Origin of the sequence: Methylobacterium carpenticola (assembly GCF_042748905.1) — a bacterium.
Lineage (GTDB): Bacteria > Pseudomonadota > Alphaproteobacteria > Rhizobiales > Beijerinckiaceae > Methylobacterium > Methylobacterium carpenticola.
The window spans coordinates 1,551,952-1,570,671 of record NZ_JBHZEO010000001.1 but is presented as its reverse complement, the minus strand read 5'-3'; the positions used below and the strand labels follow the sequence as shown (position 1 = coordinate 1,570,671).

21 protein-coding genes are annotated in these 18,720 nt (G+C 71.5%); 8 read left to right on the top strand and 13 right to left on the bottom strand.

All coding sequences use genetic code 11. The annotated features are described in order from the left end of the window. Window positions 1-90 precede the first annotated feature (90 nt). Window positions 91-1,200, bottom strand: coding sequence for a glycosyltransferase family 4 protein (locus tag ACE101_RS07570; RefSeq protein WP_379127454.1), 1,110 nt, complete (start codon window positions 1,198-1,200; stop codon window positions 91-93). Beyond that, window positions 1,197-2,069, bottom strand: a complete 873-nt coding sequence (locus ACE101_RS07565; RefSeq protein ID WP_379127451.1) for a UDP-2,3-diacylglucosamine diphosphatase — start codon at window positions 2,067-2,069, stop codon at window positions 1,197-1,199. The genes ACE101_RS07570 and ACE101_RS07565 overlap by 4 nt, the downstream gene beginning before the upstream one ends. Window positions 2,070-2,302: 233 nt before the next feature. Between ACE101_RS07565 and ACE101_RS07560 the strand changes: the two genes are divergently transcribed. The 4 genes from ACE101_RS07560 to ACE101_RS07545 all read left to right on the top strand — a co-directional run bounded on the left by ACE101_RS07560 (window position 2,303) and on the right by ACE101_RS07545 (window position 5,617). Beyond that, window positions 2,303-3,304: a DMT family transporter gene (locus tag ACE101_RS07560; RefSeq protein WP_379127448.1), complete on the top strand. Its 1,002-nt coding sequence runs from the start codon at window positions 2,303-2,305 to the stop codon at window positions 3,302-3,304. A gap of 71 nt (window positions 3,305-3,375) precedes the next feature. Continuing rightward, window positions 3,376-4,071 carry a thiamine phosphate synthase gene (gene thiE / locus ACE101_RS07555; protein ID WP_379127446.1) on the top strand — a complete coding sequence of 232 codons (696 nt, stop codon included), beginning with the start codon at window positions 3,376-3,378 and terminating at the stop codon, window positions 4,069-4,071. After that, complete coding sequence (gene thiD / locus ACE101_RS07550) at window positions 4,068-4,871, top strand: bifunctional hydroxymethylpyrimidine kinase/phosphomethylpyrimidine kinase (RefSeq protein WP_379127443.1); 804 nt, start codon at window positions 4,068-4,070, stop codon at window positions 4,869-4,871. The genes thiE and thiD overlap by 4 nt, the downstream gene beginning before the upstream one ends. A gap of 125 nt (window positions 4,872-4,996) precedes the next feature. Continuing rightward, window positions 4,997-5,617, top strand: coding sequence for a helix-turn-helix domain-containing protein (locus tag ACE101_RS07545; RefSeq protein ID WP_379127440.1), 621 nt, complete (start codon window positions 4,997-4,999; stop codon window positions 5,615-5,617). Window positions 5,618-5,978: 361 nt separating this feature from the next. On the opposite strand, the gene ACE101_RS07540 is transcribed toward ACE101_RS07545, so the two are convergent. The 5 genes from ACE101_RS07540 to ACE101_RS07520 form a co-directional block, all read right to left on the bottom strand. Further along, window positions 5,979-6,569 carry an ABC-type transport auxiliary lipoprotein family protein gene (locus ACE101_RS07540; RefSeq protein ID WP_379127437.1) on the bottom strand — a complete coding sequence of 197 codons (591 nt, stop codon included), beginning with the start codon at window positions 6,567-6,569 and terminating at the stop codon, window positions 5,979-5,981. A 121-nt stretch (window positions 6,570-6,690) separates the two neighbouring features. Then, window positions 6,691-7,770 (bottom strand): MlaD family protein, encoded by a 1,080-nt coding sequence (locus ACE101_RS07535; RefSeq protein ID WP_379127434.1) that lies wholly within the window; start codon window positions 7,768-7,770, stop codon window positions 6,691-6,693. 114 nt (window positions 7,771-7,884) lie between these two features. Then, window positions 7,885-8,655 carry an ABC transporter ATP-binding protein gene (locus tag ACE101_RS07530; RefSeq protein ID WP_379138526.1) on the bottom strand — a complete coding sequence of 257 codons (771 nt, stop codon included), beginning with the start codon at window positions 8,653-8,655 and terminating at the stop codon, window positions 7,885-7,887. Between the two features lie 57 nt (window positions 8,656-8,712). Then, entirely contained in the window at window positions 8,713-9,843 is a 1,131-nt protein-coding gene (locus ACE101_RS07525; RefSeq protein ID WP_379138523.1) for an ABC transporter permease, read from the bottom strand. Window positions 9,844-10,236: 393 nt separating this feature from the next. Next, window positions 10,237-11,397 (bottom strand): MFS transporter, encoded by a 1,161-nt coding sequence (locus ACE101_RS07520; protein WP_379127431.1) that lies wholly within the window; start codon window positions 11,395-11,397, stop codon window positions 10,237-10,239. Between the two features lie 118 nt (window positions 11,398-11,515). Between ACE101_RS07520 and ACE101_RS07515 the strand changes: the two genes are divergently transcribed. The 4 genes from ACE101_RS07515 to ACE101_RS07500 all read left to right on the top strand — a co-directional run bounded on the left by ACE101_RS07515 (window position 11,516) and on the right by ACE101_RS07500 (window position 14,570). Further along, the gene (locus ACE101_RS07515; RefSeq protein ID WP_379127429.1) at window positions 11,516-12,451 is read left to right on the top strand and encodes a hypothetical protein; all 936 of its coding nucleotides are present in this window, start codon (window positions 11,516-11,518) and stop codon (window positions 12,449-12,451) included. A gap of 129 nt (window positions 12,452-12,580) precedes the next feature. After that, window positions 12,581-13,024 (top strand): DUF1489 family protein, encoded by a 444-nt coding sequence (locus tag ACE101_RS07510; protein ID WP_379127427.1) that lies wholly within the window; start codon window positions 12,581-12,583, stop codon window positions 13,022-13,024. Between the two features lie 71 nt (window positions 13,025-13,095). Continuing rightward, a complete protein-coding gene (locus tag ACE101_RS07505) occupies window positions 13,096-14,139 on the top strand; it encodes an SMP-30/gluconolactonase/LRE family protein (protein WP_379127425.1) in 1,044 nt (347 codons plus the stop codon). Between the two features lie 209 nt (window positions 14,140-14,348). Continuing rightward, window positions 14,349-14,570 (top strand): hypothetical protein, encoded by a 222-nt coding sequence (locus ACE101_RS07500; protein WP_379127422.1) that lies wholly within the window; start codon window positions 14,349-14,351, stop codon window positions 14,568-14,570. 66 nt (window positions 14,571-14,636) lie between these two features. Here the strand turns inward: ACE101_RS07500 and rarD are convergent, their stop codons facing one another. The 6 genes from rarD to ACE101_RS07470 all read right to left on the bottom strand — a co-directional run bounded on the left by rarD (window position 14,637) and on the right by ACE101_RS07470 (window position 18,700). Further along, window positions 14,637-15,521, bottom strand: a complete 885-nt coding sequence (gene rarD / locus ACE101_RS07495; RefSeq protein WP_379127418.1) for an EamA family transporter RarD — start codon at window positions 15,519-15,521, stop codon at window positions 14,637-14,639. Window positions 15,522-15,670: 149 nt separating this feature from the next. Next, window positions 15,671-16,006, bottom strand: coding sequence for a hypothetical protein (locus ACE101_RS07490; protein WP_379127415.1), 336 nt, complete (start codon window positions 16,004-16,006; stop codon window positions 15,671-15,673). 154 nt (window positions 16,007-16,160) lie between these two features. Beyond that, window positions 16,161-16,547: a Rap1a/Tai family immunity protein gene (locus tag ACE101_RS07485; RefSeq protein ID WP_379127412.1), complete on the bottom strand. Its 387-nt coding sequence runs from the start codon at window positions 16,545-16,547 to the stop codon at window positions 16,161-16,163. 148 nt (window positions 16,548-16,695) lie between these two features. Further along, on the bottom strand, window positions 16,696-17,385 hold the full coding sequence (locus tag ACE101_RS07480) for a hypothetical protein (RefSeq protein WP_379127410.1): 690 nt from the start codon (window positions 17,383-17,385) through the stop codon (window positions 16,696-16,698). Window positions 17,386-17,520: 135 nt separating this feature from the next. Then, the gene (locus tag ACE101_RS07475; protein WP_379127407.1) at window positions 17,521-17,886 is read right to left on the bottom strand and encodes a septal ring lytic transglycosylase RlpA family protein; all 366 of its coding nucleotides are present in this window, start codon (window positions 17,884-17,886) and stop codon (window positions 17,521-17,523) included. A gap of 181 nt (window positions 17,887-18,067) precedes the next feature. Further along, the gene (locus tag ACE101_RS07470) at window positions 18,068-18,700 is read right to left on the bottom strand and encodes a response regulator (RefSeq protein WP_379127405.1); all 633 of its coding nucleotides are present in this window, start codon (window positions 18,698-18,700) and stop codon (window positions 18,068-18,070) included. Between the last annotated feature and the right edge of the window lie 20 nt (window positions 18,701-18,720).

The window sequence follows — 18,720 nt, the reverse complement described above, 5'->3', positions numbered from 1 at the left end:
ACCGGTCGGCTCGCCCCGTGCAACCGGATGGAGCGTGCGGAGGGCGAGGTCGATCCGGACACGGCGACACCCGTCATTCCAGCGGTGGCGTCATCCCTCGCCGATCCGGGAGAGATTGTCGTGGGCGGCGTGCGGAAAGGCGCCCTGCGGCAGGGGCCTGTGTCCCGCGGCGAGTCCGGTCGGGCCCTTCGCGTGCGCGATCTCGATGTTGCCGTAGAACTGGCGCGCGCTCTCGGCCCAGGTATAGCGCAACGCCTCCGCCCGGCACCGGTCACGGGGCACCGTCAGGGCCGCGAGAGCCGCCGCCTTCAGGTCGTGGTCGAGAATGCCGACGCCCCGGTCCCCCACCACGTCCAGCGGGCCGGTGACCGGGTAGCCGGCGATCGGCAACCCGCTCGCGAGCGCCTCCAGCAGCACGATGCCGAAAGTGTCCGTGAGGCTCGGGAACACGAAGGCGTCCGCGGCAGCGTAGACCCGCGCCAGGGTCTCGCCGGTGAGGGTGCCGAGGAAGCGGGCCGCTGGGTCGAGCGCTTCGAGTCGCACCCGGTCCGGCCCGTCGCCGACCAGCACCTTGGTGCCCGGCAGGTCGAGGGCGAGGAACGCCGCCACGTTCTTCTCGACCGCGAGGCGGCCGACGAACAGGAACAGCGGGCGCGGCAGCCCCTTCAGCGCCTCCGGCTCCGGCTCGTCCCGCGGGCGGAACAGGTCGGTGTCGACTCCCCGCGTCCAGCGCATCAGGTTGCGGAAGCCGCGGCCGGCGAGGTCGCGCTCCAGGGACGGGGTGCTCACCATCGTCCCGCTTGCCGCCCCGTGGAAGCGGCGCAGCCACGCGTAGCTCCAGGCCGGCGGCACGGGCGCGCGCGCCGCGAGATATTCGGGGAAGCGGGTGTGATAGCTCGTGGTGAAGGGCTGACCGCGGGAGAGGCAGACCCGCCGGGTGGCGAGCCCGATCGGCCCCTCGGTGGCGATGTGGACATGCGTTGGCGCGAGATCGGGCCAGCGCGCCGCGATGCCGCGCGCCGTCACCAGCGACAGCCGGATCTCGCGGTAGCCGGGAAGCGGCACCGAGCGGAAGAGCTGGGGCGTGAGCAGGGTCGGCGTCACGCCGAGGGCGGGCCCCGCCTTGGCCATATGCTCCAGCGAGCGCACCACGCCGTTGACCTGGGGATGCCACGCATCCGTCGCGATGAGAAGCTTCACGCCACCGCCCGCGTGTTGGCCTCGGCCGCGGGCCGGGGAGCGGGGAGGGCCTCGACGGGCGCGGCCGGTTCGGGGCGGAGAAGCGGCTCGACGGAGCCGGCCCGCCGCGTCGCCGCGTCGGCGAAGCGGATCACTTCCATGCGTCCGTCGTAATGCTCGACGATCGCGGTGCAGGATTCGACCCAGTCCCCGGTATTGAGGTAGCGCAGCCCGTCGATCTCGCGGTTCGCCGCATGGTGGATGTGGCCGCAGATCACGCCGTCCGCGCCGACGCGCTTGGCCTCGGCGGCCAGAAGCTCCTCGAAGCGGCTGATGAAGTTGACGGCGTTCTTCACCTTCAGCTTCGCCCAGGCCGAGAGCGACCAATAGGTCAGCCCGAGACGGCGGCGCACCCAGTTGAGATGCGTGTTCACGAAGAGCGCGGCCGTATAGGCGCCGTCGCCGAGCAGGGCGAGCCATTTGGCGTGGCGCACCACGAGGTCGAACTGGTCGCCATGGATGACGAGGTAGCGCTTTCCGTCCGCCGCCTCGTGCAGGATCTGGTCGTGGACCTCGATTCCCCCGAAATTCAGATCGAGGAAGTCGCGCAGGAATTCGTCGTGGTTGCCGGGCACGTAGACCAGGCGCGCGCCCTTGCGCACCTTGCGCAGGAGCTTCTGCACCACGTCGTTGTGGGCCTGCGGCCAATACCAGCCCGATTTGAGCTTCCAGCCGTCCACGATGTCGCCGACGAGATAGATCTCGTCCGCGTCGAACTCGCGCATGAAGTCCAGCAGAAGCTCCGCTTGGCAGCCCTTCGTGCCGAGATGGATGTCGGACAGGAAGAGCGAGCGCACACGCAGCGCATCGGCGTCGTCGGCCACGTCCATCTCCTTTCGGTCATCGCCGTCCAGCCAAACCTCATTCGCGTATCACTTTGATGACGGGAGCCGGCCCGGGGGGAGTGAGGCCGGGACGCGGCGCCGATGCCCGGATCCGATCATCGTTGTGGTTCGATTAAGGACAGTATGCGGATGATGCAGGTCTGAACGTCGCCGCGGCGGGTGGCTGGACCATTCGCGGCGTGGTTTGAGAGAAATCCCTTCTCCGGCGCGCGAATCCCATGGCAGCCCCTGTCGTCCTCCCCGAGCGTCCCCTGCCCGGGAGCGGTGCCCATTCCGCCAACGGACGCCCGGCCTCCTCCGGCAGGCCCTATCTCGGCATCGGGCTCAAGGTCCTGTCGGCGCTCGCCTTCACGCTGATGTCGGCGGGAGTGAAGGGGCTGGCGGATCGCCAGTTCCCGACCGGGGAGATCGTGTTCTTCCGCTCGTCCTTCGCGATCCTGCCCCTGCTGATCTGGCTCGGCTGGCAGGGCGGCATCATCCCGGCGGTGCGCACCTCCAACCTCCGCGGTCACATCCTGCGCAGCCTGATCGGTGCCTGCGGGATGTTCGCGGGCTTCGCGGCCCTGTCCTTCCTGCCGCTGTCCGACACGGTGGCGATCGGCTACGCCTCGCCGCTCCTCGTGGTGGTGCTGGCGGCCGTGGTGCTGCACGAGCGCGTCCAGGCCTATCGCTGGGCCGCGGTGGTGGTGGGCTTTCTCGGCGTGCTGATCATGCTCGCGCCGCACCTCGAACTCGGCGCCGCGGGCAGCGACGGATCGGTCGGCGCGCTGTTCGCGATCCTGAACGCGGTCTGCTCCGCGGCGGCGACCATCCAGGTGCGGCGCCTCACCAGGACCGAGCGCACCGGGGCGATCGTCCTCTACTTCTTCCTGTTCACGTCGCTGCTCGGCCTCTCGACGCTGGTGCTGGGCTGGCACCTGCCGACGCCCGGCGAGTTCGGCATGTTCGTGCTGGTGGGGATTCTCGGCGGCATCGGCCAGATCCTGCTGACCGAGAGCTACCGCTACGGGGATGCCTCGCTGGTGGCGCCGTTCGAATACACCACCATGCTGTGGTCCCTGCTGATCGGCTGGTTCATGTTCGGCCAGTTGCCGCAGCCGGCGGTGGCGGTCGGCGGCTGCATCGTGGCGGCGGCCGGCGTGTTCACGGTGTGGCGGGAGCGCCGTCTCGTCGTCGAGCGCGCCCGCGAGGCCGCCGCCGGAGGCGCCCGGGCGGGTTGAGCGCGCCCGTGTTGACGCCGGGCGGAGGCCACGCGTACTCCCGATGACGCGCACCGGAGGAGACGCCGACCGTGGAGACCTGCCCGCCCGTTCCCGTTGACCTGCGCCTCTACGGCATCCTCGATGTCGGCGTGAGCGGCGGCGACGGCAGCCTCCTCGCCGGGATGGCGCGCGAGGCGGCGGCGGGCGGCTGCACGCTGCTGCAATACCGCGAGAAGGCCATCGCCAACGCCCGCGCGAGCCTCGCCCGCATCCGCACGATCCACGCGGCGCTCGCCGGCACCGGCGTGCCGCTCCTCATCAACGACCGGGTCGATCTCGCCCTGGCGGCCGGGGTCGAGGGCGTGCATCTCGGCCAGGAGGATCTGCATCCGGCCGATGCGCGCCGGCTCCTCGGGCCGACCGCCATCATCGGCTTGACGCTCAAGACCGCCGCTCAGGCGGACGAACTCTACCGATTGCCCGTCGATTACGCCTGCATCGGCGGCGTCTTCTCGACGGCGAGCAAGGTCAACCCGGATCCGCCGGTCGGCCTGGAGGGGCTGGCGCGGATCGCCTTCCGGGCCCGGCTCGCCCGCGGCGGCGCCCTGCCGCTCGGCGCGATCGCCGGGATCGACCGCAGCAACGCCGCGGCGGTGATCGGCGCGGGCGCGGACGGGATCGCGCTGATCTCGGCCCTGTTCGGCGCGCCCGAGGTGGTGGAGGCGCGCGCCCGCGACCTGCGGGCGGTGGTGGACGGCGCCCTCGCGGCCCGGGGCGCCGCGTGACGCCGATCGCCGTCACCATCGCCGGCTCGGATTCGGGGGGCGGGGCGGGGATCCAGGCGGATCTCAAGACCTTCTCGGCCCTCGGCGTCTACGGGGCGAGCGTCGTCACGGCGCTCACCGCGCAGAACACCCTCGGCGTCCAGGGCATCCACGACGTGCCGCCGGATTTCGTCGCGCGGCAGATCGCGAGCGTGTTCGACGATCTCGCGGTGGCGGCGGTGAAGATCGGGATGCTGTCGCGGGCCGCCGTGATCGCCGCGGTGGCGGCGGGGCTGGCGCGGCACGCACCGGGCGTGCCGGTCGTCCTCGATCCGGTCATGGTTGCGACGAGCGGCGACCGGCTGCTCGCCGACGATGCGGTGGCGGCCCTGCGCGTCGACCTCATTCCCCGCGCCGCGCTGATCACGCCGAACCTTCCCGAGGCGGCCGTGCTCCTCGGCGAGGCGGTGGCCACGGACGAGGCCGCCATGCTGGCCCAGGGCCGGCGGCTGCTGGCGCTCGGTCCCGGCGCGGTGCTGATGAAGGGCGGCCACGGGGCGGGGGCCGAGAGCGTCGACCTGCTCATCGGCCCCGGCGAGACCGTGATGCGGCTCGGCGGGCCGCGTCTCGCGACCCGCAACACCCACGGGACGGGCTGCACGCTCTCGGCCGCGATCGCCGCAGGTCTCGCCCGCGGTCTCGCCCTGCCGGAGGCGGCCGGGGCGGCGAAGGCCTATCTCGCTGCGGCGCTCGCGGCGGCGGACCGCCTGAGCATCGGGCGCGGCCACGGACCCGTCCATCACTTCCACGCGGTCTGGTGAGAAGGGCCCCCGATAAACGCCCCGCTCCCGTCCATTCCCCCTTGCCCTGGCGCGATGATTGCGTTTGATGGAGCGTACGGTCGTTCGGAATGCGGAACGACGGCGGGATAACGAACGGGCGATCGATGGGTGTCGAGCGGGGACGCGAGCGGACCAGGGATCTGATGACGGGCGCGCAGGTCCTGTCGGGCCAGCTCGGCAAGACCATTCAGCGCCTGCGCAAAGCCTACAACCTGTCGCTGTCGGAACTCGCCGAGCAATCGGGGGTCGCGAAGTCGATCATCAGCCAGATCGAGCGCAACGAGACCAACCCGACGCTCGCCACCATCTGGCGCCTGAGCCAGGCCCTCGACGTCTCGATCGAGCGGGTGCTGGCGACGGGGGACGAGGAGCCCTTCATCGAGAAGTCCTCCCGGGCGGACACGCCGATCCTGATGTCGGAGGACGGCAAGGTGAAGCTCGCCATCACCGGCTGGATCAAGACGGTCGAGTGGCTGCAATGGTACGACGTCACCGCCGAGCCCGGCGGCGAACTCGATTCGGACGCGCATCAGCGCGGCTCGGTGGAGTGCCTGTCGGTTCTGGACGGCGAGTTCGAGATCGACGTCGCGGGCGCCGTGCAGCGCGCCAAGACCGGCGAGACCCTGCGCTACCGCTGCGATCGCCCGCACACCGTGCGCTGCATCGGCGACCGGATCGGGCGGGCCACGATGGTGGTGATCATGAAGGCCGCGGTGATGGAGTAGGGGCGGCGTCGGCCGCACGGAATCCTTCTCAGGCGACGCCGTTCACCCAGCCTGGATGCCGGTTCGTCAGCGGACCGAATCCGGTGGGCGCACCATTCCCCATGCTGAGGTGGCGCGCAGCGCCCTCGAAGCCCCCCGGACCGTTCATCCGACAGATTGGCGCCTCGGACACATCCTTCAGGGGTGCTTCGAGGCTCGCTCCCGGCGATCGAAGATCGCCCAGCCCCTCAGCATGGGGCGCGGCAGTGAATGCCATGCAGGGGATCTGATCTCGGCAATGGCCTTGCCGGTTCCTCTCATCGCTTGCTCTGCGCTGCACGAGCGTCATAGCCACTCGGCGCGTCGGACGAGGGGGCCCGCTCTACGTCCCCCGCCCGATCCACCGCACCACGTCGGCGAGCACGATCGAGAGCGCGCGGTCGAGGCCGTTCGCGGCCGCTCCCGGCGAGACGTCCTGCACCGGGACGCGGGCCTGGAAGACCCGGGCTGCCACCACGGTGCCGGTGGCGTCGCTGATGAGCTTCGCCGACAGGTCCACCACCGCCTCCCGCGAGCCGGCCACGATGTCGAACGCGCGGATCTCGGTGCTGAGGAGCGTGTCGGCCACGATCTTGTCGCCGGGCCGGCTCACCGAGCGCAGGCGGTTCGCGTTCTCCAGGCTCTGGATCAGCCGGGTCTGGATCAGCCGGGGCAGCCGGTCCGCCCACTGGCCGCCGCCGAGGAAGGAGAGCGAGCCGCCCGGCTCCCGCACGATGATGCGGTCCGCCTCGAAGGGCTGCAAGCCCACCGGCTCGGCCACCACGAGCGAGCGGCGGGCCGCACCGGCCCGGGCGGCACCCGGCAGGGCCGTCAGGTCGAAGGTCGTCGGCACCGCGCCCCCGCAGCCGCCGAGGGCGAGCAGCAGGGCGCCCAGGATCAGGGCGCGCGACGGCCGGGGGAGGACGGGCATCATGATGGACTGCAAGCGCGTTTCCGGTCCGGTCGATATAGGCGGGGAACCTTGACCGGACATGGACCAGAGGCCGTGCCGGGTGCGATCCCGCACCCCGGGCCAGGGGTGCGGTGCGACGCGATCAGCGACCGTTGTATTCCGGCAACGACGGCTTGCCGCCGAAGATCACCTGCGAGGGGTCGCGCTCCAGGCTGCGCGCGGCGCTGTTGAGGCTGTTGAGGGTGCGCTGGCCCTCGGTGGAGAGGCTCTGCACCTCGCGCCGGCCGGCGCCGCTGAGGCGGCCGAAGCTCGTCGTGATGGTCGCGGTGCGCTTGTCGAGGTTCTCCGACATGGTCCGGAAGGCGCGGCCCGCCTCGCGGATCGAGATCGCCGCGTCGCGGATCTCCCCGAAGGTGCTCTTGCCGGCCTCGCCGGAGGCGGAGCCCAGGAAGCCCTCGGCGCCCTTCAGCACCGCGTCGATCCGGTCGGCCGAGGCGTTGAGCTTGGCGGCGAGCTGGCGGGCGTCGTGCAGCCCGGCCTCGATGTCCGGCGAGGCCGAGGCGAGGGCCGCCGAGAATCGGTCGGCATTGTCGATCAGGCTGCCGAGCTTGCGCCCGTCCACCGCCTTGACCAGGGCGTCGAGGGCGGGCGCGCTGTCGTTCAGGGTCTTGGAGAACTGCTCGACATTGGCGAGCGTGCGATTGATCGCGCCCTCGTTGCCGGCGACGACCCGGTCGAGCCGCTGGAGCATGTCGTCGGCGCGCTGCGCGATCGCCCGCGCGCTCTGCATCAGGTCCTGGATGTCGGAGGAATCGGCGAAGATCGTCGCCATCCGCTCCCCCTCGGGGGCCTTCAGCGGCGGCGCGTCGGCGCTGCCGCCCACCAGCGCGATCGAGGCGACGCCGGTGAGCATGGTCAGGTCGAGGCGGGCCCGCGTGTCCGAGCGCAGGGGCGTCGTCCGCTCGACCTCGACCAGCGCCGTCACCCGGCGCGGATCCTGCGGCAGCAATCGCACGTCGATGGCCTCGCCGACCCGGATGCCGTTGAAGGTGACGATGGCGCCCTTGGCGAGGCCGCCGACCCCGCCCGAGAACACGATGCGCAGCGGCATCCGGCCCTCGTTGGAGACCGTGCCGCGCATCCAATAGGCGAACAGGAAGGCGGCCGCGATCACCGCGAGCGTGAACGTGCCGATCAGGACGTTGTTGGCGCGGGTTTCCATGCCGTCACGCAACTCCTCTGTCGGGCGGGAAACGACGGCCGCCGGAAGCGGCGGCCGGGCGCAAGCGGGACGGTTTAAGCGCGACCGTTCCCGGGCGGGGTGCGGCGGCGCACGTCACGGGGAGACGGCCCGTCCCTCGCCGGGGACGATCGCGCGCGCCCGCTTGCCGTGGAAGTAGGAGCGCAGCCAGGGGTGATCCGAGGCGAGCATGTCGTCGAGGGGCCCCGCCGCGATGATCTGGCCGTCGCCGAGGGCCGCGATGCGGTCGCAGGCGGTGTAGAGGCTGTCGAGGTCGTGCGTCACCATGAAGACGGTGAGGCCGAGCGTGCGCTGGAGGGTGGCCACCAGCTCGTCGAACTCCCCCGCGCCGATCGGATCGAGACCCGAGGTCGGCTCGTCGAGGAACAGCACCTCCGGGTCGAGGGCAAGCGCCCGGGCGAGCGCCGCCCGCTTGATCATGCCGCCCGAGAGTTCGGAGGGCAGCTTGTCGGCGGCGTCGGGCTTGAGGCCGACCAGCTCGATCTTGAGCCGCGCGAACTCGTCGAGGAGCCGCTCGGACAGGTTCAGGTGCTCGCGCATCGGCACCTGGATGTTCTGCTTCACCGTGAGCGCCGAGAACAGGGCGCCCTGCTGGAACAGCACGCCCCAGCGCCGCTCGATCAGGCGCCGCCGCGCGGGCGAGAGCCCATCCACATCCTCCCCGAACACCTCGATGAGTCCGGAGCGCTTGGGCACGAGGCCGAGGAGCGTGCGGGTGAGGACCGACTTGCCCTGACCCGAGGGACCGACGAAGCCGAGGATCTCCCCTCGCATGATGTCGAGGTTGAGCCCCTTCAGGACCGTCCGGTCGCCGAAGCCGACCACGAGGTCGCGCACGCGAATGATCGCGTCGCGTCGCTCGGACGGCGGAGAATGGCGCTGAGCCTGCACGGGAAGCCGTCTCTACAGGTCGATGGCCGCGAAGAAGATGGCGAAGACGCCATCCAGCACGATGACCATGAAGATTGACTTGACGACTGAGGCGGTGACGTGGCGGCCGAGGGATTCCGCGGAGCCTTCCACCCGGAACCCCTCGCTCGTCGCGATGATGCCGATGATCAGCGCCATGAACGGCGCCTTGAGCATGCCGACCAGGGCGTGGCGGAACGACACCGCGGCCTGGAGCCGCGACAGGAAGGCGTCGAGGGAGAGATTGCCGTAGGCGAGCGAGGTGAGCGCCCCGCCCATCAGCGCCGCGAGGTCGGCGAGAAAGCCGAGCATCGGCAGCGCCAGCATCAGGGCGAGGATGCGCGGCACGATCAGGATCTCGATCGGATCGAGGCCCATGACGCGCAGCGCGTCGACCTCCTCGCGCATGCGCATCGAGCCGATCTCCGCCGTGAAGGCCGAGCCGGAGCGGCCCGCCACCATGATCGCCGTCAGCAGCACGCCGAGTTCGCGCAGCGTGAGGATGCCGATCATGTTGACGACGAAGGACTGCGCCCCGAAGCGCTGGAGCTGGATGATGCCCTGCTGGGTGACGATGCAGCCGACCAGGAACGAGATCAGCATGATGATCGGCGTGCCGCGCAAGCCGATCTGCTCCATCTGGTTGACGAAGGCGGCGCTCCGGAAGCTGCGCGGGCGGGACAGCACCCGCAGGCAGGCGGCCACCACCTCGCCAAGGAAACCGAGCCAGGACAGGCCCTCCCCTCCGAGCCGCCGTACGCCCGCGCCGATCCCATCGAGGAGGTCGATGGGGTTGACGCGTCGCCGCCGCGCCGGGGACACGTCCGGCTCGCGGTAGGCGACCTCGCGCAGCAGGATGCGGTGCTCGGGAAGTGCCCCCGCATAATCCACGGCCCGGCCGGTGGCCTCGATCTCGGAGCGGGTGCGCTCCAGCACCCAGGCGCCGAGCGTGTCGAGGCGGGTCAGACCCGCCAGGTCGATCCGGATCCGCCCGGCCTGTGCGGCCGCGATCTCCGCCGCGGCCGTCTCCACGGCGGGCGCCTGATCGGCAGTCCAGCGGCCGGAGAGACGCGCCTGGACGCCGTCGCTGGTGCGCAGGAGGGCGGCGGAGGCGGCTTCAGGCAGGCGCGTGCTGGCCTCGTTCGACACGGGCCGGCCCTCCTTCTCGCAACGTCCCCTTGCGCAGGATTATAAACCGGCCGGGACCCGTGTGACAAACCGCGCTGGGGATACTCTGCTTGCCGCATCGCCGAAGCAGAATCGGCAGTTGTCGTCGCATCATCGCCTGTCGATCCCCCTCGATGTCGCGGACAACCAGAGCGTCACAGGAATTGCATCCGGGATCGGACACAAATAAATACCAGCAAAGTGGCGCAATCTTCGCGCCGTTGCGGACAGGCGGACGCTCCGCGACCTGGCGTGCGGGGCCCCGGATCTCCGTCCGCTTCACTCCCGTCGCGCGGGAAGGCGGGCGGAACTTTGCTCGGGGAGCGCATCGGCGGCGTCAGCGCTGCCAGCTCAGGCCCGTTTCGCGGCCGCCAGCGCGAGACCGAGCCCGAGGCCGGCGGCCGGGACCATCAACGCGAAGGCGAGGAGCGGCCCGCCCGCCTGGACGGCCGCGCCGCTTGCGAGGGTGGCGGAGGCCGAGGCGAGGGCCGAGGCCGCCGCGTAGGAGCCCTGCGCGCGGCCCCGCGCGCCCTCGGGGGCGAGGCGCGAGAGGGCGCCCATTGCGCCGAGCTGCGTCGCCCCGAAGGTGAGCCCGTGCAGCACCTGCAGCGGCAGCACGGCGGCCGGTGCGGCGGACAGGCCGACGAGGCCGGCCCAGCGCAGGAGCGCCGCCACGGCCCCGAGGGCGAGGAGGCGGAACGGAGCGTCGCGCAGCGGCGGGATGCGGCTCACCAGGGCGAAGAACGCGATCTCCGCGACGACGCCGACCGCCCAGGCCGTGCCGATCATCGGGGCGGAGAGGCCCAGCGCCGCCCAGTGGATGCTGCCGAAGGCGTAGACCGCCGCATGACTCGCCTGGATGCTCGCCCCGGCCGCGATGGCGAGCCGGAGCGCCGCCGGCAGCCGGATCCCGGCGGCCGGGCGCCGCTCCGGGGGACGCTCGCCCCCCGCGCCGGTCGCCAGCAGGGCGCTGCCCGTCGCCGAGACGAGGCCGAGCCCGGCCAGGAAGGCCGTGACCCCGGCCCGCTCGCCGACGAGGCCGAGAAGCCAGCCGCCCGCGAGGCTGGCGGCGAGGAAGCCGAGCGAACCGCCGAGGCGGATCCGCGCATAGGCGAGGCACGGGTCGCGGCGCACCGCCGCGAGGCTGAGATAATCGACCGCCGGGACCAGCGATGCCGCCGCCACCGCGTTGAGTGCGATGAGGAGCGCCAGGACCGGCCAGCCGGTCGCCGCCGCCGCCGGCATGGCGCCGTAGGTGAGGGCGAGGCCGAGGCTCCCCGTCACGAGGAGCGCGCGGGCCGTCACCCCGCGGTCGATCAGGGCCATCAGGGGCGCGGTCGCAGCGATCTTCACGGCGATCGGCAGCGCGACGAGGGCGCCGATGAGGTCGGGCCCGAGGGACAGGCTCGCCAGCCACAGGGGCAGGAACGGCATCGCCACCCCGATGCCCGCGAAGATCACCGCATAGAGCAGGCCGAGCCGCAGGCCGGGAGCCAGGGAAACCGGATGCATCGGCGGGGAGGGACCTTCGGGCGATTCGGGCGGAGCGCGCGTAAGCCGATCTTAACACCGGGATGTCAAGGGTTCGGTTGCTTCGCCGAGCCCCCTTTCAGCCCCGGGACACGACACGATGGCAGGGTTCACCTCGCTCCCGACGGCCGGCGCGGAAGAGTACGGCATCATCGAATCCGCGTTGATGGAGACGGCCCGTGGCCGGTGGTTCCTCGCCGAGTTCGCGCGCCGCAACCGCGGCGACGACACCGAGCGGCTGCTCACGGCGATCGGGCGCATCGAATCCCTGATCACCGCCGAGCGGCCGGCGCCCGAGATGGACCGGATGCGGGTCGACCTCGTCGAGATGGTCAAGGCCATCAGCCGCACCAAGGTCGAGATCGCCGCGATCCAGGCCCCGGACCACGACCAGAGCCGCCTGGAGGCCGCCTCGGAGGCCCTCGACGCCATCGTGCGGGCGACCGAGCGGGCGACTTCCGACATCCTGGAGGCGGCCGAGGAGGTGCAGGAGGTCGCCTGGACCCTGCGGGAGGGCGGCGCCGACCCGCGGGTCTGCGATGCCCTCGACCACAAGGCGACGCAGATCTACACGGCCTGCTCCTTCCAGGACCTCACCGCCCAGCGCACAAGCCGCATCGTCAACACGCTCCGCTACCTGGAGCAGCGCCTGACGGCGATGATCGAGATCTGGGGGGCGGAGGAGGACGCCGTGGCGCCCGCGCCCGAGCCGGTCCCCGCGCGCGTCGATCTCGCGCAGAGCGACGTGGACGCGATGATCGCGACGGCGGTGCTCCCGTCGATCCCCGCAGCGCCGCCGCGGCGCATCCTGGCGGATACGGCCCTGGTGGGGGACGATCTCGCCTTCGTGCCGAGCCCGCCGGTCGGGGATGATCTCGCCTTCGTGCCAAGCCCGCCGCCGACCGCCCTCCGACCGGTCGCCCCGCCGCAGGACGACGAGCCCGAGGTCCGCGACTCCGCGCCGGCCTCCCTCTCCGACGTCTTCGCCGATATCGACGCGCTTGCCGTCCGCGAGAGGCTCCTCCGGTTCAGCTGATCGCGCGGCGGCCGCCTCGCCGCCGCCACGATCCGGGGCCAAGGGCATCGGGGCCCGTTGCATCGGCCCGGCGACACGGAAAACCCCGCCTTGCGGGCCGATGCGGCCCGGAGCCCGAGCCACAGCGTCATGGCCCTCCATCTTCTCAAGCTCTGCGTCGGCTGCGAATCCATCCGCGATCTCGAGACCTGGATCGCGGAGCGGCGCGAACTGGCGGCCCGGGCCGGCACGCCCTTCGAGCAGGTCCACACCACCCGCATGATCCCGAAGCGGGCCGGCGAGATCGCGGGAGCGGGCTCGCTCTACTGGGTGATCAAGGGGCACGTCGCCTGCCGCCAGCCGATCCTGGCGATCCGGCCCTTCGTGGATGCGGACGGCGTCGGACGCTGCCGGCTCGTTCTCGATCCCGGCGTGACCCCGGTGCAGCCGCGCCCCTGCCGTCCGTTTCAGGGCTGGCGCTACCTCCCGGCCGCGGATGCACCGCGCGATCTCGGCGGCTCCGGTGCGGAGGCCGGGCTCGCGGCGATGCCGGAGGCGATGCGCCGGGAACTCGCCGCTCTCGGGCTTCTGTGATCCGGGGCGGGACGCGCCGCCGCCCCGATCTATGTCTCTCCCGTCCGACACGGACGGGAGGAAACAGAACGATGATGAACCGACGCGACGTCCTCGCGGGCGCTGCCGCATGCGCCGGCGCGCTCACGGCCGCCTCGATCCCGGCGCCCGCCCGCGCCGAGCGGCTTCCGCTCGGCAACCTGCCCGGCACCCGCTATCCCGATCCGCGCGTCGAGGTCCTCGACAAGCGCTTCAAGGCGAAGGTGGGGAACGCCGCCATCGAGCGGATCGCCACCGGATTCCGCTGGGCGGAGGGGCCGGTCTATTTTCGCGACGGCGGCTACCTGATCTGGAGCGACATTCCCAACAACCGGCTGATGCGCTGGCTGGAGGAGGACGGGCATGTCAGCGTGTTCCGCACGCCCTCGCACTACACCAACGGCAACACCCGCGACCGGGAGGGCCGGCTCATCAGCTGCGAGCACGATGCCCGGCGGGTGACGCGCACCGAGCATGACGGCCGCATCGTGACCCTCATCGACGCGTTCGAGGGCAAACCGCTCAACGCGCCGAACGACGTCGTCGTCTCCTCCGACGGCACGATCTGGTTCACCGATCCGGGTTACGGCATCGACGGCAACTACGAGGGCCACCGGGCGCCGGCCGAGTTGCCCACGCGGGTCTACCGCCTCGATCCGCGCAGCGGCCGGGCGAGCGTGGTGGTCGAGGGCATGGGCCGGCCCAACGGCCTCGCCTTCTCCCCCGACGAGCGCCTGCTCTACGTCGTGGACAGCGGCGCCACCCATGGCGGGGCGGCGAACATCCGGGTCTTCACGGTGGAGGGCGAGCGGCTCACCGGCAACCGGGTCTTCGCGGAGAATTTCGCGCCCGGCTTCACCGACGGGGTCCGCATCGACGAGGACGGCAACGTCTGGTGCAGCATGGGCTGGGCCGACCCGGCGGAGGACGGCGTGCGCTGCTACGCCCCGAACGGCGACCTCATCGGCAAGATCCACCTGCCCGAGACCTGCGCCAACCTCTGCTTCGGCGGCGTCAAGCGCAACCGGCTGTTCATGACCGCGAGCACCTCCGTCTACGCCGTCTACGTGGAGACGCAGGGCGCGCTGCTGCCTTGAGCAGCGCCGCATGAGGCGGTGCCGTTCGGCGTCCCGCCTCGGCGAAAGATGCCGGTGCGCAGAGGGCCGGGGATTGGTCCGCGGCCGGGGTTGATCCGGCCCGGACCGATGGCCCATGGGTTGACGCGCAGACCGCGCCATCGCGCGGCTTCGCGCCATCGGGGGAGGGGCGTGTGCGGGTACTCGCGAGAGGGATAATCGCAGCCGGGTTGCTGCTGGCGGGAGCCGGGGCGCTCCAGGCGCAGCCGATCACCAGCCCCCAGGACAAGGCCTGCCGCGACGAGGCGCGGGCGCGCGTGTTCACGACGCCGGATCCGCAGGCGCTCGGCCCCTATGTCATCGGCCGCCAGATCTACATGGCCTGCATGCAGCGCGCCACGGCGCCGGCCAAGCGCAAGGTCAGGCGCGCCAAGCGGGGCGGGCGCCGCTGACCGGTTCGGAGCGGCGCCCGGTCGGCCTGCAAGCGGACGCCGCTCCGCATTCGCGATGGGACGCGCTCAGCCCGGGCAGCGTCGGGGCGTCGGCGTAATCGGTCCGCGCACCGGCCGCACGGCATCGAAAGCGTAGAGGGCGAGCGCGACCCAGGTGAGGGCGAACACCGCGATGCGAACCGGCTCCAGGGTCTCGCCGTAGACGAGCACGCTGAGACCGAGCAGGCAGGACGGGGCGAGATACTGCATCAGCCCGAGCGTCGACAGCTTGAGCCGCCCCGCCGCGGCCGCGAACCACATCAGCGGCACCGAGGTGGTCAGGCCGGTCAGCAGCAGCAGCGCCACCGTCCGCCCGTCGAGGACCCCGAGGGAGGCGGAACCGGGCGCGAAGACCGTCAGATAGGCGAGAGCCGCGGGCAGCAGCACGAAGGTCTCGGCACAGAAGCCGAGGATCGGGTCGATCGGCACCAGCTTGCGGATCAGCGCGTAGACCGCGAAGCTCACCGCAAGGGAGAGGGCGATCCACGGGAAGGTGCCCGCCGCGACCACCGCGATCACGACGCCGAGGCTCGCGATCCCGACCGCCGCCGCCTGGAGCGGGCGCAGCCGCTCGCCGAGGAACAAGGCGCCGAGCGCCACCGCCACGAGGGGATTGATGAAGTAGCCGAGGCTGGCATCAAGCATCCGGCCGTTCTGCACCGCCCAGAGATAGAGCGACCAGTTCATGGCGATCACGAGCGCCGAGACCGCGAGCAGCGCGTGGCGCCATCCGGGCACGAAGCGGGTCCGGCGGCGGCGAAGCAGCCAGAGCAGCCCCAGCACGAACACGCCCGACCACAGGATGCGATGGGCGAGGATCACCCAGGGGGACACGCCGTCGAGCAGGCGGAAATGCACGGGGACCAGCAGGCCCCAGCTCAGGTAGGCGCCGAGCGCGTAGAGCAGTCCCACCGGCCGCGTCCTCCCGCGATGCCCCCGCGGCGAGCGCCGCGGTTGCGGCCTTGTGCCTCAGAGTGCCGGGAGCCGCCACGGGTTGGGGCGGGGAGCCGGCATCCGCCCGGCGCATGGCCGGGCGGACATTCCGGTTCTCGTTGGGCGCCTCAGCGCCGGTGCTGGCTCGTCAGGCTGCTGTCGTCGCCCGAGACCGTGGTCATCGGAGCCCCGGTGCCACTGGTGTTGTCACCGCCCGTGGACCGCCCCCCGCGCGGCGCACCGTTCTCGTCGAAGTCGCGCCGGTTGGCGGCGTGGTCCTGGTACTGCTCGGTCTGCACGTACTTGCTGTCGAGGCCGCGCTCATCGCTGTGCTGGGACTTGTCGCGGTTCTTGAGCACCATGTTCTCGGGAAGAATTCCGTCCGGAAGCTCGGTCATCGCTCCAGTGCCCGAGCCCTTGCCCTGCGTTCCCGGACCCATGTGATGCTTGTCGGCCTTGGCCATGCGCGTCCTCCGGTTGGCAAGCGGGGCTTATACTCCCGCAGAGTGTCCTGACATGAGCAGGCAGGGCCCGGGCGGCAAGCGTGGCGAGGCGAAATATTGGTCGGGAACTTTCGCGCACCCTGCGCGATCGGGCGCGGAGGCTCAGCCCCTGGTGTCAGCCCTTCTTGCACGGATAGGCGTCGCGCAGGGCGAGCAGGGCGAGAACGCCCGCGGTCTCGCGCTGGGCCGGCGGATGCTTGGTCCCGTAGTTCACCACCGCCTGGATGAGCTGCAGCAGCGTGCCGTCCGGCGGCAGGCAGGTGCCGAGCAGCGGCGGCACGCCCGGGCCCTCGGCCACCACGGCGAGGTTCTGGACCGCGCTCATGAACGAGAAGCAGCTCACCGTGTCGGGATCCTGCCGGTAGTCGAGGGTGTCGCCGCGCTGCTTGGCATTGCGCAGGAGGCTCTTGCACTGCGCCACGAGCTGGCTGCCTTCCGCGGCGGAGGCAGGCGACGCCGCAAGGAAGGCCGCGACGGCAACGACCGGCAACCATTTGACCATCGATGAACTCTGGGAGGTGTCGACCACGCGGGACCGGTCGGGCACCCTAGCAAGGGCGGGCGGGCTTGACGCAACCAACGGTCGGCAATCCCCCAGCCGCATTGCCGCAGCGCGGCGCGCCGCCGCACTCGCCCGTAAGGCCGGGCCTTCAGCGCGCCGGGTAGACGACGCGCATCGCGGTCTCGGTCCGCGCCTCCGCGGGCTGGCTCCACGGCTTCGCGCCGCGGCGGGTGAGGCGGGCCATCACCTTGCGGGCCTCATCGGCCGGCAGGGCGCCGGCGGGCGTGGTCATCGCCAGAAGCTGGCGCCGGGTCTGGGCATTCACGAGGCGGGAGTGGCGCACATCCTCGAACTCGCTCGCGCGGTGCTTGGTGGTGCCGGCCTCGCCCATGAACACCCGCGGCCCCTCGGGGAGGATGACGATGTCGCCGGGGCGCAGGGTCGGGTCGCGCATCAGCGCGGCGCGGGCCTGGGAGGGGCTGGTGATCCGCTCGATGGCGACCGGCTTCGTGGGATCGACCTTCTCGACCGGACCGGCCTTCGGCAGTGCCACGTAGCGGGCCCGGTTGCGCAGGGCGGCCCGCGCTTCCGCGGAGCGGTTGCGCGTGGCCCAGCGGCGGCGCAGGCGCGGAGCGGCTTCACTCATCGGGACGGGCGCCGCCATCGGCGCCGGCGCGGCGGTCTGGGCCGGCCCGCCGCCGAACAGGGACTGGAAGAGACCGCCGAGTCCGCCCTCGTCGGCGGCCTGCACGCCCGCCGCCGTGGAGATCAGCACGCATCCCGACGCCAGGGCCAGCATCAATCCGCGACGGCGCCTACGCGTGTCGTTCGACGGCATGGAACCCCCTTCGGACGCAACCGTATGATGAAGATGTGCTCCCTCAACCTCGACTGCGCCCGAACAGTTCCGATGCCGCGCACCAAAACTTGGCGTTTTCTGGCTGTTCCCGTGGCGGGACAGTGATGGATGCCGTCAGAGCCGGCTGAGGCGGACCCGGCTCACGCCCTGGATGCCGATCGCCCGGGCGGAGGCCTGCGAGAGGTCGATCACGCGGCCGCCCACATAGGGACCCCGGTCGTTGATGCGCACCACGACGGACCGGCCATTGGTGGTGTTGGTGACCCGCACGCGGCTGCCGAAGGGCAGGCTGCGATGCGCGGCCGTGTAGGCGTGGGTGTTGAAGCGCTCGCCGTTGGCGGTGCGCCGACCCTGGAAACCCGGGCCGTACCACGAGGCGGCCCCGGACTGAGCCGAGGCAGGCGTGCTGGCTTGTAGCGTCGCACCGATGCCGCAGGCCGCGGTGAGACAGATGAGCGCCAGCTTGGCCTTCGAAACCATTTCGCATTCCCGTTTTTGTTCGTTGAGGCGGCGCAACATAGGGCCGAACAAGGCAGGAATATGATCGCGAAACGGGGCGGATATAGACTGTATTGATTCTCGGGTTTAACTGGAGGATAGGAGGCGGAAATCTTCGGTTAACTGATTTTTCAAGAACCCACGTGGGGCGCCGGCAGGGGGGTCAGCGGGCGCGCTCGGTCGCCTGGACGGCGATGCGGATGAGATCGGCGAGGCTGCGGGCGCCGAGCTTGTGGCGCATCTGCGAGCAGGCATTCGCCACGGTCTTGTAGCTCACCGCCAGATCCTCGGCGATCGCCCCATGCGAGCGCCCCGCGCCGAGGAGTGCGAGGATCTGGCGCTCCCGCGGGGTGAGGCCGGCGAGCGGATCCGCCCGCGGTGCCGTGCGGACCAGCGCCACCTCGGCGGCGAGGGCGGGATCGAGATAGGGCTCGCCGGCCTGGACGCGCTCGAAGGCGCGGTGCAGCTCCGCGGAGGCGGTATCCTTGAGCACGTAGCCCATCGCGCCGCTGTCGAGCGCCCGGGCGACGATGACCGGGTCATCGTGCATGCTGAACACGAGGATGCGCGTTGCGGGCGCGACGGCACGGATGCGGCGGATCAGATCGAGGCCCTTCAGGGCGGCGCCCTGGAAGGTCAGGTCGGCGACGACGATGTCCGGCCGGTGGCGGTGGAAGCTGCGGTAGCCGGCGACGATGCCGGTCGCCTCGTGGACGGATTCGACGCCCGCATCCTCCAGCACGCGGCGGCAACCCTGGAGCACGATGGGATGGTCGTCGACGACGAGCACGTTCACGGCCGGCTTCTCCCTGGCGT

Bases quoted from the DNA above. Each gene is read 5' to 3' on its own strand.
- ACE101_RS07535 (WP_379127434.1), bottom strand. From the start codon at position 7,770: ATGGAAACCCGCGCCAACAACGTCCTGATCGGCACGTTCACGCTCGCG.
- ACE101_RS07490 (WP_379127415.1), bottom strand. From the start codon at position 16,006: ATGGCCAAGGCCGACAAGCATCACATGGGTCCGGGAACGCAGGGCAAG.
- ACE101_RS07510 (WP_379127427.1), top strand. From the start codon at position 12,581: ATGGCCCTCCATCTTCTCAAGCTCTGCGTCGGCTGCGAATCCATCCGC.
- ACE101_RS07520 (WP_379127431.1), bottom strand. From the start codon at position 11,397: ATGCATCCGGTTTCCCTGGCTCCCGGCCTGCGGCTCGGCCTGCTCTAT.
- ACE101_RS07565 (WP_379127451.1), bottom strand. From the start codon at position 2,069: ATGGACGTGGCCGACGACGCCGATGCGCTGCGTGTGCGCTCGCTCTTC.
- ACE101_RS07505 (WP_379127425.1), top strand. From the start codon at position 13,096: ATGATGAACCGACGCGACGTCCTCGCGGGCGCTGCCGCATGCGCCGGC.
- ACE101_RS07540 (WP_379127437.1), bottom strand. From the start codon at position 6,569: ATGATGCCCGTCCTCCCCCGGCCGTCGCGCGCCCTGATCCTGGGCGCC.
- ACE101_RS07560 (WP_379127448.1), top strand. From the start codon at position 2,303: ATGGCAGCCCCTGTCGTCCTCCCCGAGCGTCCCCTGCCCGGGAGCGGT.
- ACE101_RS07545 (WP_379127440.1), top strand. From the start codon at position 4,997: ATGGGTGTCGAGCGGGGACGCGAGCGGACCAGGGATCTGATGACGGGC.
- ACE101_RS07475 (WP_379127407.1), bottom strand. From the start codon at position 17,886: ATGGTTTCGAAGGCCAAGCTGGCGCTCATCTGTCTCACCGCGGCCTGC.
- ACE101_RS07480 (WP_379127410.1), bottom strand. From the start codon at position 17,385: ATGCCGTCGAACGACACGCGTAGGCGCCGTCGCGGATTGATGCTGGCC.
- ACE101_RS07485 (WP_379127412.1), bottom strand. From the start codon at position 16,547: ATGGTCAAATGGTTGCCGGTCGTTGCCGTCGCGGCCTTCCTTGCGGCG.
- ACE101_RS07515 (WP_379127429.1), top strand. From the start codon at position 11,516: ATGGCAGGGTTCACCTCGCTCCCGACGGCCGGCGCGGAAGAGTACGGC.